Raw genomic sequence first — 13755 nt, 5'->3', positions numbered from 1 at the left:
CGTTATTTGACTATGTCATAATTCCACGAGAGGACGGCGTAAGTGACGTACTTAAACACATTGGTGTAAGTAGCTATATTCAAGGTCTCCGCAAAGTCATTAGCGGTCATATAGCGGGGATTTAGGTCCGTTTGGCGGTTCTGAGTCAGTGTAATTCCTACAAACCCCGCCCCCCAAAGGCTCTCGGCCGTGGCCGGAAAGCCCAGGGTGCTTGTCCCATCGCTGATTTTTTCTTCCTTAAAAGAAATTGAACTATACTCTCTTTCCCCCAGCTTCGTGATGAGTTTCCCAAATGCCGAATCCCCTTCTGTTCCGCTGGTGTAGAGTTTTAAGTTGTTTAATTTTTTTTCAGTATCAGTTGTTCTGCTGTCGTGACCGAGCATGGTCAGATTAATAAAACCAGCAGGCTTAACTCCTTCATTAAGAGATTTCGCAAACTCTTTTGATCCCTGGGCCCCAAATTCTTCAGCATCTAAAAAAACCAATAAAACTGTTTTTGGAATTTCAAGTTTATTAAAAATTTCCATCATTGATAAAAGCATCGACACCCCAGAGCCATTATTGTCAGCTCCCGGCATCTCGCCTTTTAAAATGACTTTTCCCGTCTTGGGATCTTTTAAAAGTGTATCGTAATTGGCCATGAGGATAATGACTTCTTCTGGTTTTGTTGTACCTTTTTTCTCCCAGATAAAATTCACACCTTTTTCTTTTGAGACACTCGCATCTGAAAGAGTGAACTCCTGGCGTTTGTAAGTGGCATTGGTGCTATTTGCTGCTTTTAATTTTTCTTCGAGATAGTCTTGAACTTTTTTGTGACCAGCGCTCCCAATTAAACGCGAAGGTCTCCCGGCCACTAAAAACGAGCGCAGGTTTTCTTCGATATCTTTTCGAGGCATTTTTTCAACTAAGCTTCGCACTTGATAGGGATTTTTAACTTTTTTTTCGAAGTCCTGGTACTCAAATGACCACGCAGTGACAGATGAAAAAATAAGAGCGCCAAAAAAGAGCTTAGAAGCCCAATTTGACGATGTGACCTTGGTTTGTTTCTTCTTGATCTTCATCAGTTTCCTCTTTTTTCTCTGGAAGTGTGTTGTAATTGAATTCATCAAACATCCCACTATTTTCCACTAAACCCGAACCCACAACTTTTCCTTTGTCGTGTTCGCGGTTGTAGAAAACCAAAAACTGACCTGGCACCAAAAGACCTTCGCGAGGATTATCAAATTCGACTAACGCCTGAGCATTATTTTTAAAAAACAGACGGCATGGAATTTTTTCACCTTTGGGCGACATCTTTACATAACAAGACATCGGCAAAGACATGTCGAGATTGGTGGCCGGAAGAAAACCAGAAACCAGTATCTGTTGATGTTTTAATCTTTTGGGATAATCAATGAAGATGTTTCCTTTAAAAGGCACGATGGAAACAATTTGTTTTAACGGATCAATCTGGATTTCGCTTTTCTTATCAAAAACCAACCCTGATTGCCCGACGTAATAATGATGGATTCCCTGGTGCTCACAAATAGAGGCATCAGAGACGTAATCGTAGATATTTCCCGTGCGTCTTAAATCTTTTGACGAGCGGGCCTCTACAAGTCTTGCCATGCGCGGGTCATGCATGATGTGTTTGTAGTTACTTTTTATTCTTGGAATGAAATCAACCTTGATAAGCTCGCCGATTTTTTCGACTTCTTTTTTTCTGATTTCAGACAGTGGGAGAATCAAATTCTCCAGGTGTTTTTGTTCTAGTCTTGCCAGTGAATACGACTGGTCAAACTCCAGGTCGTTAGCCACCATGAGTTCAAAAGCTCCGGTCTTTTGATTTTTTAAAACTTTCGCATAGTGAGCTGTCGCCACCAGTGTCGTCTGGAATTTTTTTGCTTTTTCTAAAAGCACATCAAGCAGCACTGAGTTTAAAAATACCAGCGGCTCAAAAGTTTGACCGCTTAAAACTCTCCCGACTAAAGGATCTAAAACTTTGTCAGTGAAAATATCGGCGGCATTGACGGCGTAAAAAGGAATGTCGAGATAATTACAAATACCTTTGATCTTATTTAAATCAAGAACAGCGACATCGGCAAAGGGGCCGGATTCTTCGCCGTCGGCAAAAAGTTGAAGCCCGACTCCAATGCAACGGTAACCCTGTTTTTTAAGAAGGTAAGCGGCCACGGTGGATTCAACTCCGCCGGTCATCGCAATAAGAACTGTTTTAGAACTGGTCTTTTCCTTCATAAAAATAGTATATCCGAAAACTTTTATTTTTAGTCATAGTTTTAAACAGTGGAAATAAATGAATCCCGACCTAGTTAATCAGATACTCTTTTTTTCAAGCTCGCCTCTGACTTTTCCGAAAAGACAACGATGACTAAGATCAACTTCGAAGAAAACTTCGAAATTTATTTATTCACTTACCCAAACGAAGAAGCTCAGGGCACCTCTAAGCTCAATGAGTTCCTGTCGTTTTTGAAGTTCCATAAAGTGGCGCTTCCGTATAAATTTTCATTCGTGGCCCGCGAAGCGAGCCTGATTCCGGAAATGACGTTAAACCAAAATATCCTGATTGATTTCACTCCAGACTCATTAACTGAGTCTAAAGAAGTTCAGTTCCAGGATTTTTTAGGAACTCAAGGCAACCGAGCTCTTGAGGCCCTTTATAAAAGCATCGAACTTCCCCATGAACTGCCAGATCAAACTAATACGCAGATGAAAAAGGCCTGCTCATTGATGAAATCCCTGCTTTATGAAGGACAATTCATCTTTTTGGAAGAGCCTGAAGTCGGTTTAGATTCTGAGACCCTGAATCTCTTCATCAACGCCCTTAAAGAGCACGTTAAAGCTCATCAGATTAACGTTTTCATCTTCTCGCGAAACCTTTCACTTTGGATGCCACACGCTCAAAAAATGGTTCAGAGAATGAAAAATTATAGCTTCCTGATCTCGCCGGTCTCTCGCAATTTCCTATGGGACGAAGAGCGCGAGCGCTTCTATGCTCCACCTGAGCTGGAACAATCTTTTGACAGCCTGAAATTCACCATTCCAAGCCGTACAAGAAAAAAGAAAGCGGCTTAATTTTATCTTTGACAAAATCTCTCAGGAATCGAGATAATTGTCATACTATGACAAAAACAACACCTACTTTGAATTTCATCGACCTATTCTCTGGCGCCGGCGGGCTTTCTTGCGGGCTTGAATTAGCGGGAATGAAATGTGTCTTAGGTGTAGACATGGATAAAAATGCGATTGAAACCTTTAAGGCCAATCACCATTATGCCAACGCTCATTGCGGATCAATCGTCGATCTTTCAGCGGCCAAAATCAGAGAGCTAACAAAAGGTCAGGAAATCCACGCAGTAGTCGGTGGACCTCCTTGTCAGGGTTTTTCAACTGTCGGTCTGGGGAACCCGAACGACCAAAGAAATATGCTTTTTAAAGAATTCATCCGCGTGGTGAAGGTCACTAACCCGCTTTACGTTGTTATTGAAAACGTAACGGGCCTTCTGGCAAAGAAAAACGAAAAAACAATCCAATCAATTTTTAGCATCTTCAATAAAATGGGATACACGCTTGATGTGCAAGTGATGTCAGCTGAAAACTACGGCGTTCCAGAAAGAAGAAGACGCACAATCATCATTGGTTCGCGCGTTCACCAACACATCACGTTCCCACAAATGACGAGCAAAGTGATGACAGTTGGAGAGGCCTTTAAAAACCTTAAAGCTCCAAACGGCAAATACCTTAACCACGATATCGAAGCCGCTAAAATCAAGTCGCCTATCGATCTTGAGCGCATTGCCTGCGTTCCTGAAGGAAAAGGCGTTCGATATGAAGCTGATGAAAAGGCCTATTTCAAAAAGAAAAAATTAAAACTGGGTGTGAACTGGAAAGAGCTTCGCGAAAATAGATTCAGACAAACAAAATACCAACGTCTGGATAGAAAAAAGCCAAGCCCGACAATCATGACTCACAGACATAATTATTTTCACCCAACTGAAAACCGCTACCTAACTCAAAGAGAGGCAGCGAGCCTTCAGAGTTTTCCAAACGACTTCACTTTCCATGGACCGCTCTCAGCTCAGTGGAGACAAATTGGAAATGCAGTTCCGCCATTATTAGGAAAAGCAATCGGCTCAGCGATTCTTTCTATGCATGCTGAAAAGTCAGCGGCAAAAAAGAAGACTGCTAAAAAATCTGTTGGAGCTAAAGACTTAGTTCTTAATGTGAGAAAGAAAGCTTTCCTTTATAAAGAAGCCACTATTTCTTAAGTTCAACCACAAATGTTGTGTGAGGAGCGCTATTGTCGATAGTAAGACTTCCACCGTGGGCCTCAAGAATTTTTCGGCACAACGACAACCCCAGTCCTGAACCCACTCCACGGTCTTTGGTCGTGAAAAAGGCATTGAACATCTTCTCCTGAATCTCTTTGGGAATCCCGTTACCAGAATCCATAAAACGCACCTGAATGCGCTCTCCAAGATCCCTGGCGGTAATTTCAATAGATTTTTCCTGAAGGTGGGAAATGGCATCTATCGCGTTGGAGATCAGGTTAACAAACACCTGGAAGATTTGAGTGAAATGACAAGAGACTTCCATTTGATTGATCTTTGGATCAAAAGTCACTGCGACCATATTCTCTTTGAGTTTGTTTTCACAAATCACTAAAGCATCATCGACAATCTTTCCTAAGTTTTCTTTTACATGTGGCTCAGCTGTCCCATCCTGGCGGATGTAAACTTTAATTCCTTGCACGATCTTAGAAATTTTTTGTGAACTCATTTCTACTTTTGTTAAAAGTTCCAAGGCTTCATCATCGTTTATTTTCTTTTTAGCTCGTCTGACATTGCCTTCAATCATCATTAAAGGATTATTGATATCGTGAATGATTCCAGCGAACATCTCCCCTAGATTAGCTAGCTTTTGCGTGAAAGAGACGTGGTCTTTTAGCTTTGAGAGCTCAGTGATATCAACGCCAATGACAACTGCTTTTTCTTTGTCTTCAAGTTTTGTCCCCGTCACCAGGTAGGTGTGATCAACGCCGGAAATGCGGGCCTCCAGCTCGCGGTAAATCGTATCGCTTTTTGATCGGAAAAGTTCTGTGACGAATTCGTAGAAGAAGCGCTCTTTGGTGTAAAAACCAATCGTCTTTCCAATGAAATCATCCGGAGTCACGTTGCATGTGTCTGCTAAAGCGCGGTTGACACCAAAATAAGTCATATCGCTATTGACCCACGAAATGGTATTGGGGATTAAGTCGATAATGACTTTAAGCCTTTCATAATCATTTTTCATGTGGGCCACACTTTCTCTTTCGCGAGTCAGGAGTTCATCCATGGCACGCGCCAGATCGGCAGGCGATAAGTTTTGTTCAACAAGACGTTTGATTTCTGGATTATTAAACTTCATACATTTAGTTTAACAAACGTTTTAAATTTTAAAAGAGGTGATTAATGAACCGACTGAGCATTGTGCAGGCGATAGAAGTAATTCCCTTGAGTGAGAAGCTCGGATAAAGGTCCCTCTTCCACCAATTGCCCCTGATTAAAGACTAAGATACGGTCACACTGCTTAAGTGTTTCCAGGCGGTGAGCAATCATCAGACACGTTCTTCCCTTCATCATTTTCATGACGGCTTCGTGAATGATTTCTTCATAGTGAGGATCGATGTTGGCCGTGGCCTCATCTAAAACCAGAATAGATGGGTTTTTTAAAAGAACGCGGGTTAAACTCACCAACTGTCTTTGTCCGACAGAAAGGTTTGTCCCACCTTCTAAAACTTCCATATCAAGATTAAACCCTTCTTTTGAGAGCGCACGCACCAGCCCTGTGGTCTGTGAGGCCTCAATCAAGTATTGGTCTGTCTGCGTTTCATCGCATGAGAGATTTTCTCTTAATGATCCTTTAAAAATAATCGCATCTTGAGAGACAAAACCAATTTTATCTCTTAGAGCGTGGCGGTCGTAATTTCTAATGGGGATATCATCAATTAAGACTTCCCCTTCCTGGTATTCATATAAACGCGACAGAAGGGCCACCGTAGAGCTCTTTCCACACCCCGTCTTTCCTACCAGTCCGATTTTTTCTCCCGCTTGAATATGGAAGTTCAGATCTTTTAGAACCCATCCACCTTCAAGGTATTTCATAAAGACGTTTTCAAACTTGATGTCACCGTGAAGTGAGTTAGTGATCATCTTGCCGTTATTTTTTAACACTTCGTCTTCATCTTTTTCGTTAAGAAAACTCATAACCCTTTCTGTACTTGTGAAAGCTTGCTGAACCACGTGGATTTCGCGCGATAAAAGCATCATCGGGTTAAAGAATCTCTCATAATAACGAACGAAGGCCACAAAAAGACCTACAGAATAAACACCGGTTAAAACTCCATGGCCTCCGTACCAAACAAGTCCAATGAGTGGAATCGTTGCACAGAAAGACACCAGAGGCATACTCCAGGCAAAAAGAGTGTTCCCTCTTAATTGAGCATAAAGATAATCATCAACCGTGTGAGCGTATTTTTCCATCGACCATTTTTCCAGGCCGTAATTTCTAATCGTCTCCACGCCATTTAAATACTCTGAAAGTTTAGCGTTGATGGCCGAAGAGAATTTAGAAACTCTGCGGTTAGAGTTTTTTAAGAAGTCTTTAGTTTTAATAATCAGGATAATCGACGGAGTAATCGACAACGTCATGACTAATCCCAACTTGGGATTAGAAACAATCATGGCGGCGACGGCAAGAATCGTCATCATGGAAGCAGAAATTAAGTTTCCAAGACCTGAAGTGAAAAATTCTTCGATCCCCTCAACATCGTGAGTAATACGAGTCACGATGCGTCCTTGAGGCTGACGGTCATAATACTGCAGAGGAAGCTGTTGAAGTTTGGCGAAAAGATTTTTTCTTACTGAGAAAATAACTTTTGAAGCAGCAACAGCAAGTTTTTGTCTTCCTACCCAGATAAAGAAAATGCTTCCAATTTCTAAAAGCAGGATGCTCACGGCATAAACGATAGACATATGCATGTCTCTTTTCATAAGCCCCTCTTCCAGTAAATCCCCCATCAGTTTTGATGAGTAAATCGCCAGAAATGAACTCGAAAAAATCAGGGACAGGGCAAAAATGATTTGCCATTTATAAGGTTTTGCATAGTGAAGAAGAACTAGGAAAGATTTCTTGTCTCCCATCCCTTTTTCACCAACCTGACTTTCATCCTGGTCATCGGCCATTAAATAAGTGTGCTGATGCAAGGCCAATTGATCCGGCAAAATGCGGTTTGTGTTTTTTCTTCTGAATAAGGTTTTAAATCGTGCTTTCAATGGTGCGCCTTTAATTCAAAAGTGTGATTGCAGTATTTCAGTGTCGACTTTCTGTGGGCCACCCAAATGAGAGTGACATCTTTTAAATGCGTATCTAAGTTTTTTAAGATGCGCTCTTCTGTGATGGTGTCCACCGCACTCAAGCAGTCATCCAGGAAAAGAACTTTCGGGTCTCTGGCCAGTGCACGAGCAAGCGTTAAGCGCTGCTTTTGCCCACCTGAAAGGTTAATTCCCCACTCCCCTAACTGAGTGTCTAGTTTATGAGGGAAAGCTTCCACATCATCTTTAAGGCCTGCAAGATCCAGGTATCTCCAGATGTCTTCGTCGCTGATATTTCTATCCATTGCCACGTTGACTTTAATCGAGTCAGCAAAAAGAAATGGTTTTTGATGAACGTAACCAATGTAGTTTCTTAGATCGTGATGCCCATAATCCGAAAAAGGTTTTCCAAATAAACGAACCTCTCCACCATTTTGGCGGTCAAGCCCGGTAAGAACTGAAAGGAGTGTTGTCTTTCCTGACCCAATAGGCCCCGTGATTCCCAGTCTGTCCCCTTTTTTTAATTTGAAGCTCAGGTTTTGAAACAGTGGCGCAGAATCTCTAAAAGCATAACTTAAATTCTCAACATCTAAAACGTGTTCAGATTTAGTCTCATCAATGGGCGAGCCAATCATCAATAAGAACTGCTCTTTTTCATGCTGGTAGATTTCGGCCAGACGCTCAAGCGCCGTAAAGCCTTTTTTCCATTCAGAAATAATAAATCCAAGCGACATCAATGGATCATGCAGAAGAAAAATTAATCCCTGCATCGAGATAAACTCCCCGACAGTCATCTTTCCATTGAAAGTAAAATAAATCCCCATCGCAAAAAGAACAACGTAAGAAATAATCGTCGCTGCTCCCATCACCGGAATATAGAGAAGAGAAAGCCAGATTCCTTTTAATCTTTTTTCACGGTGCTCTTCCGCGACTCCCATTAAACGTCTCTCCCAAAATGGGCCCGTCTGAGTTAGGCGCTGAAGCTTAATCGTTGAGACGGCCTGAGAAGACAGGTCGTTAAAGTGCGAAAGCGTATCTTGCACCTGGCGGTACTGTTCAACTTCTCTCTTAGAGAGTTTACGAACAAAAATCGGAACAAAAAGCAGAACTAAAAAAGACAGCAGGGCCATCGGCACATGGATGAAGGCCATGGTAATAAAAGTAAAAGCACCTAAGAAGGCCACGTCAAAGACAGCGACTAAAGTAAAACCAAAAATAAAGCGAGCACTCAAGCTATCAGAGGCCGAAGCACTCATCAGTACACCTTTAGTGAACTTTCTATCTAAGTCTTCTTTCTTAAAGTAACGAACGTGCTCCCATACATCACGGCGAAGATCAGCGGCCGCGTAGTGAGTCTGTCTCCCCAGCGTAATCCTCCACATAAAGCGAAAGATATTGATTAAAACTCGTGAGACGGCCAGGACGATAAAAAGAATAAGGAAGGTTTCCTCATCCGTCTTTCCCGTTAAATAAGTAGGGATAGGTTTTTTAGCAAAGAAGTCGACGATCCATCCGATGTTCTTCGGCGCCAGGATCTGCATTAGGTTTGTCAGTAAAACAGAAAGAGCTCCAAGTGCATACGTCGGCCAGCGGTCTTTTAAAAAAGACTTCCAGATAAAATAAGCGTGATCGTGAAACTTCGTGTTTCTCATAAAAAAGTAAATCGAAAAATGTTTTTGGTTTTAGCTAATCTCTTTTGCAATCCAGCTTTCAAATTCCTGCAGGTAATCCCCAATCATCGGAAGATCCACCGCCACTTTTCTAATCGCTGTCTGGAAAGCTTCCTTAGTATAAGGAATCTTCGTTAAAGAGGCCATAAGTTGTTCGATCATTTCTGGGTGAAGTGAATCCGAAAAAATCTGCGCCTTTTCCACTATCGCTTTGTGCACATCAAGGTGAACATCCACCAATCCCCAATCAAAACGCTCGGACATTTGATGGTTAAATTGTGGGGCCTCCCCAAAACGCCAGTTCCAGTCACTCATTTTCTGGAAGTGCTCGTTTAGCGCCGGGATATTTTTTAGGTATTCGTGGTCCAGGATTTCAATGGGGGCCGTGGTCTGGTAATGATCGAAAAACTCTTCAATGATTTTTTTACAAAGAGCATCGTGAGTCACTTCAGCGTTTAGTTCCTGTAAATTCACCACACGTGCACGCACCGAAGTGATTCCTTTTGACTGAAGCTTTTTTACGTTCGGGTTTAAGTACAACCCAAGCTGAGTCATATCGGCGTTGATAAGCAGTGTCCCATGGTGAAATGAGCGGTCTTTTGTCTCTTTAAACGCGCTTCCTGAGATTTTCTTTTCCCCGTCAGCGGTGTTGACCAGGATGTCGTTTCGCCCTGATGGAAAGGCCTCTAAACCAAAAGAGCCTAGAGCGCGCGTGATAATTTTATTATTGGCGGCCTTATCAAAAGTCGCTTTGCTCGATAAAAATGTGAAGTTGGTATTTCCCAGATCGTGGAAGACGGCCCCACCACCACTTTGACGGCGAGCGAGTTTAATTCCGTTTTCTTCCATCTTTTGCGTATTACATTCTGTCCACGGGTTTTGAAAACGCCCGATAACAACAGTCTTGTCGTTTCTCCAAAGGAAAAGCACTTTGGTTTCCGGGTCCATATCACGGAAGATCCAGTCTTCCGTTGCCAGGTTAAACCACGGATCAAAGGTTTCCGAGATCATCACTCGAAGCTTCGGGCTCGAGTTGGTTTGGATCGATGACGATTGGTTCGTTTGGTTCTGGTTGTGCATGTTTCTCCCACGTAAAACGACTGTCTAAATTGTCGTAGTACTCTTCAATTCCGATATATCCACCCTGAAGCATTTTAAAAAGCACAGACTGGATAATCCTGTTGGCAAATGAAGTCAGTTGTTTTTTTCTAAATGATTGAGCGTAGCGCTTAGGGCTTGGCAAAAGCATTGCTAAAAATGCACTCTCTCTGGCCGTAAGTTTTGCTGGTTCTTTATTAAAATAAAATTTTGCTGCGTCTTTAATCCCATAGAGATTTTCACCGTACTCAATCACATTGAGATAAGTCTCAAGGATTTTATCTTTTTCCACGTGGTCTTCAATCCATAAAGTGAGGGCCATCTCTTTGACTTTTCTCCAGACACTGCGGTCACTTTGAAAATAAAGATTCTTAATCAATTGCTGGGTGATCGTTGAAGCGCCACGAACTTTTTTCTTTTTCTTCACCACACCATCATTGATCGCGTCCTGGAGCTCTTCTATGTCATAACCTGGGTGAGTGTAAAACTTCCCGTCTTCACTTGAAATAATCGCTCCTCGCAGACGTTTCGAAATTTTATCAAGTGGCACCCAGTCCCCTGGCATGGTGGTCACTTGTTTATAAATCGCGCGATGGTTTTCTTTATCGACCTTAATTTCAAAATACGAGCTTGGGATCTTGGTAATGGAATACATCGCTCCGACAAAAGGAGACACGAGATAGCCTATATAAATAATGGCCAGGACCCAAAGTGCAATAAACACTTTTCCTATAATATTAAATATCTTCGCCCAGCGCGGAGGTGTGGGTTTTGCCTTTTCTTCCATGGCCCTTAAATACCAGAAAAGAGGCGAAATGATGAGCTGGTTTTTTGTTTTTTTTGGTATTTAGATAATTTTTACAAGGCCCATGACTGATGGGGTCCATCCTGTGATAAATAAGCTTCACGAAAATGTCATTTTGAGGGGTATGTTATGAAAAAACTTATGGTCGCTTTATCAATCGCTGCAATGTCTCAGGCTTCTTTTGCCTTTGATGCTACTTCTCAAGTGACGGCCATTACGGCTGCAGAGATTATTTTATCAACTGCAGTCACAGTAGCAACATCTGAAGCTGCTTCAATTTCAACTTCTGAGTCACAAAAAAGAGAAGCACAAAAAATCTTGATGGAAGTTCAAGAGTACAGTCAGACAGGTTCAATCAGCGTGTACCTGGAAAACAAAATCGAAGCACTTAAATCTTTGGATGAAACACTTTCAGTTGATGAGTCAGTAGATCTTTTAATTGAAGCAAGCCAATTGATCCTTACAAAATAGAAGAAAATAAAAAGGGCCGGTTTTACCGGCCCTTTTTTTATACTAGTTCTTGAATTAGTTTTCTTAGTTTCACATCGAGAATTTCTTTATCAGTCACCAGGTCTTTTCCAATCAGCTCCCTGACTTTTGTTAAGCTCTCTTTATCACCTTCTGCTGCCTTAACCATTGTCTCTCTCGTAAAGTCGTTGCGTGCCAGGTTTTTTAGAACTTGGTTTACATACTGATCCAGCTTTGTTCTGAACTCTTTTCTTACCACTAGAGATTCAGTGTTATAAGTCTTTACGTTGGCATTGATCTTTTCCAATGTCGCAAACTCGTTTGGCATGATATCTCTTAAAACCGCTTCAGCTTTTGCCAGCGCCTCAGTTGAAGCTTCCGCTTTTCCTGCCAGGTCTTCTCTTGTCACCATCTCTGTATCAAACGGAATCCCGTAACCTTCTTTTGAAAGATCAGAGAATGTCTGAGCAAAGGCCGCTCCTGTTTCTTTTACCATTTCCTTAATTTTTTCATCTTTTGTATTCATGAACATATCGGCCGCTTGTTTTCTGTACTTAAGTGCCAGTGTTCTTAGAATTTGTTGCTCCATTACCGAGAAAGATGAAGCTTGAACCAGTCTTTCTTTTAAAAGGTTCACTTCAGCATTTAAGTCAGACGTTGGAAGTTTTGTTTTCTTAAACTTCTGGAATGCCGCCATTCTTTCATCTGCTGTACTCTCATCCATAAATTTCTGAACAGCTGACTTGTTTGATTTCTCGCTGCTCTTTAATTTAAATCCGTAAGCTTTATTGTAAGCTAAAATAATCTGTTCTGTTTTTGCTTTATAAGTTTCAACTTCATTGCTCTTCATAGATGTGAAGTTCAACTGGTCAAGGTCTTCTAAAACCCCATTTGGGCTGATTGAAGACTTAGAGTCTAGTTGTGAGCGATCAAGAGCTGACTTTAAAAGGTCATAACTTTCTGTCGCACAGTTAGCGTTGATAAACTTATACGATCCTCTATAGTTCCAATGTTCTTCTCTTACACGGTTGACGAATTCTTCGCGCTCTTTTGCCGTCAAGTTAAGTGGGTATGAGATAACATCGCGAAGCTCATCGCGGTTGTACTCATCAAGCACGTCACTAAAGTTCAGGATAAAGAGCATTGAAGGGTATCCACCTGTTAAACCTTTTAGGTAGTTCAGGGTTGCATCTTCAACGTTTGCTCTATAACTTACAACGATGTGATATAGCTTATCATCTAAACATTTTTTTCCAAATGGAGTTGCCGGAACCACACGGTTAGTGATCGGGTCAAAGCGCTCAGGAGCACACACGACAATTCTAAACATCGAGTGACCAAATCCACTTTGAAGCCCTTTTCCTGCTGAAGCAAGAAGGTAATCAATGCGGTAGACTCTGCTTGCATCAAGTGCTGTCGGGATGAAACCGTTCATTGTCGTCATCATCACCGTCTTATTGATGTTACAATTTCTATTTGGGTATGGATCGATTCCAAATTGTTTTTTGAAGTATTCAAACATTGATGGTTTTCTACACATGAACTCCGGGTCCATAGTGAAGTATTCCATGTTAACAGCAAATGATTCAGCAATATTTACCAGCTCGTAGGCATCGGCCGATCTCATTGCCTCTACGTTCTTATTTTTAATCTTTAGAAGACCTTTTTTAAAGCCTGCGCGACGGATGTATTCCATTGAGTTTGAAATGCGTCCATTGTTTAAGTCGTATGAATGAGTGAATTCGTGAATTAAAGTCGCAACGGCCTGGTCATATAATGATTTATGCTGACAGTTGATACGTTTTGAATTATCGCGGCCTTTTTGTAACTCCAGTAAAACGGGTGCATTGATCGTCAGGATGTTTCTATAGCTGTCGTATTGGCCATAGATAAAAGGTTTTTCTTTCTTCTTATTATTATTATCATCTTTTTTAGTTTCAGCTGCGTGAGCGCTTGTTGAGCACACTTCATCCGGAATGAATTTGTGATTAGAAAGTGCGGCCACTTTAATTTCGATGTTTTTAGGCATCAATTCTTTCATCTTCGGAGGCAGGTATTCTGCGACTTCTTCCATCGTCTCTTCTAAGACTTTTTTATCCGATTCCTTTGTGTCGGCCGCGTACTTAAGACTTAAGTCGTGAGCGTAAGCACTTCCCAGAAGGGTCAGGTTAAGGAAAAGAAAGCTAAAAAGCGTCTTTTTCATAGAAACTCCAATGAATAATGATCACTGGGTAATGTGCAGAAAGGATGCCAGATTCTAGGGTTTGATATCGGGGGATTAGGGGTTCGGGACTGTCTAAACTTTTGACATAGGTTAAGGAATGGACAAAAAAAGGCCCAGGGTTTTACCTGGGCCTTTCATTTA

The 13755-nt window shown here is 41.6% G+C and carries 11 protein-coding genes; 3 read left to right on the top strand and 8 right to left on the bottom strand.

Features of this window, described 5'->3' with window-relative positions:
* Positions 1 to 2 precede the first annotated feature (2 nt).
* Positions 3 to 1061 (bottom strand): M28 family metallopeptidase, encoded by a 1059-nt coding sequence (locus C0V70_RS08960; RefSeq protein WP_158649625.1) that lies wholly within the window; start codon positions 1059 to 1061, stop codon positions 3 to 5.
* The gene (locus C0V70_RS08955; protein ID WP_102243522.1) at positions 1009 to 2235 is read right to left on the bottom strand and encodes an MnmA/TRMU family protein; all 1227 of its coding nucleotides are present in this window, start codon (positions 2233 to 2235) and stop codon (positions 1009 to 1011) included. The genes C0V70_RS08960 and C0V70_RS08955 overlap by 53 nt, the downstream gene beginning before the upstream one ends.
* A gap of 129 nt (positions 2236 to 2364) precedes the next feature.
* On the opposite strand from C0V70_RS08955, the gene C0V70_RS08950 reads away from it, so the two are divergent.
* Positions 2365 to 3072 (top strand): P-loop NTPase family protein, encoded by a 708-nt coding sequence (locus tag C0V70_RS08950; RefSeq protein WP_102243521.1) that lies wholly within the window; start codon positions 2365 to 2367, stop codon positions 3070 to 3072.
* A 47-nt stretch (positions 3073 to 3119) separates the two neighbouring features.
* Positions 3120 to 4265 (top strand): DNA cytosine methyltransferase, encoded by a 1146-nt coding sequence (locus C0V70_RS08945; RefSeq protein WP_102243520.1) that lies wholly within the window; start codon positions 3120 to 3122, stop codon positions 4263 to 4265.
* Here C0V70_RS08945 and C0V70_RS08940 read toward each other — a convergent pair.
* From C0V70_RS08940 to C0V70_RS08920, 5 genes are read right to left on the bottom strand one after another with little or no spacing between them, the layout of a single operon-like run.
* Positions 4255 to 5403: a sensor histidine kinase gene (locus C0V70_RS08940; protein ID WP_102243519.1), complete on the bottom strand. Its 1149-nt coding sequence runs from the start codon at positions 5401 to 5403 to the stop codon at positions 4255 to 4257. The genes C0V70_RS08945 and C0V70_RS08940 overlap by 11 nt on opposite strands.
* A 41-nt stretch (positions 5404 to 5444) precedes the next feature.
* The gene (locus tag C0V70_RS08935) at positions 5445 to 7310 is read right to left on the bottom strand and encodes an ABC transporter ATP-binding protein (protein ID WP_102243518.1); all 1866 of its coding nucleotides are present in this window, start codon (positions 7308 to 7310) and stop codon (positions 5445 to 5447) included.
* Entirely contained in the window at positions 7307 to 9001 is a 1695-nt protein-coding gene (locus C0V70_RS08930) for an ABC transporter ATP-binding protein (protein ID WP_102243517.1), read from the bottom strand. Before C0V70_RS08930 ends, C0V70_RS08935 begins: the two co-directional genes overlap by 4 nt.
* A gap of 30 nt (positions 9002 to 9031) precedes the next feature.
* Positions 9032 to 10099, bottom strand: a complete 1068-nt coding sequence (gene lplA / locus C0V70_RS08925) for a lipoate--protein ligase (protein WP_102243516.1) — start codon at positions 10097 to 10099, stop codon at positions 9032 to 9034.
* Positions 10011 to 10841, bottom strand: coding sequence for a biosynthetic peptidoglycan transglycosylase (locus C0V70_RS08920; RefSeq protein WP_158649624.1), 831 nt, complete (start codon positions 10839 to 10841; stop codon positions 10011 to 10013). The genes lplA and C0V70_RS08920 overlap by 89 nt, the downstream gene beginning before the upstream one ends.
* Positions 10842 to 11051: 210 nt before the next feature.
* Between C0V70_RS08920 and C0V70_RS08915 the strand changes: the two genes are divergently transcribed.
* Positions 11052 to 11393 (top strand): hypothetical protein, encoded by a 342-nt coding sequence (locus C0V70_RS08915; RefSeq protein ID WP_102243515.1) that lies wholly within the window; start codon positions 11052 to 11054, stop codon positions 11391 to 11393.
* Positions 11394 to 11430: 37 nt separating this feature from the next.
* On the opposite strand, the gene C0V70_RS08910 is transcribed toward C0V70_RS08915, so the two are convergent.
* Positions 11431 to 13593 carry a DUF7844 domain-containing protein gene (locus tag C0V70_RS08910; RefSeq protein ID WP_102243514.1) on the bottom strand — a complete coding sequence of 721 codons (2163 nt, stop codon included), beginning with the start codon at positions 13591 to 13593 and terminating at the stop codon, positions 11431 to 11433.
* Positions 13594 to 13755: the final 162 nt, after the last annotated feature.

The sequence above is a fragment of the Bacteriovorax stolpii genome (genome assembly GCF_002872415.1).
GTDB classification, from domain to species: Bacteria; Bdellovibrionota; Bacteriovoracia; order Bacteriovoracales; family Bacteriovoracaceae; genus Bacteriovorax; species Bacteriovorax stolpii.
This window is presented reverse-complemented; position numbering and strand designations above follow the sequence as displayed.

Bases quoted from the DNA above. Each gene is read 5' to 3' on its own strand.
- C0V70_RS08960 (WP_158649625.1), bottom strand. From the start codon at position 1,061: ATGAAGATCAAGAAGAAACAAACCAAGGTCACATCGTCAAATTGGGCT.
- C0V70_RS08955 (WP_102243522.1), bottom strand. From the start codon at position 2,235: ATGAAGGAAAAGACCAGTTCTAAAACAGTTCTTATTGCGATGACCGGC.
- C0V70_RS08950 (WP_102243521.1), top strand. From the start codon at position 2,365: ATGACTAAGATCAACTTCGAAGAAAACTTCGAAATTTATTTATTCACT.
- C0V70_RS08945 (WP_102243520.1), top strand. From the start codon at position 3,120: ATGACAAAAACAACACCTACTTTGAATTTCATCGACCTATTCTCTGGC.
- C0V70_RS08940 (WP_102243519.1), bottom strand. From the start codon at position 5,403: ATGAAGTTTAATAATCCAGAAATCAAACGTCTTGTTGAACAAAACTTA.
- C0V70_RS08930 (WP_102243517.1), bottom strand. From the start codon at position 9,001: ATGAGAAACACGAAGTTTCACGATCACGCTTATTTTATCTGGAAGTCT.
- lplA (WP_102243516.1), bottom strand. From the start codon at position 10,099: ATGCACAACCAGAACCAAACGAACCAATCGTCATCGATCCAAACCAAC.
- C0V70_RS08915 (WP_102243515.1), top strand. From the start codon at position 11,052: ATGAAAAAACTTATGGTCGCTTTATCAATCGCTGCAATGTCTCAGGCT.
- C0V70_RS08910 (WP_102243514.1), bottom strand. From the start codon at position 13,593: ATGAAAAAGACGCTTTTTAGCTTTCTTTTCCTTAACCTGACCCTTCTG.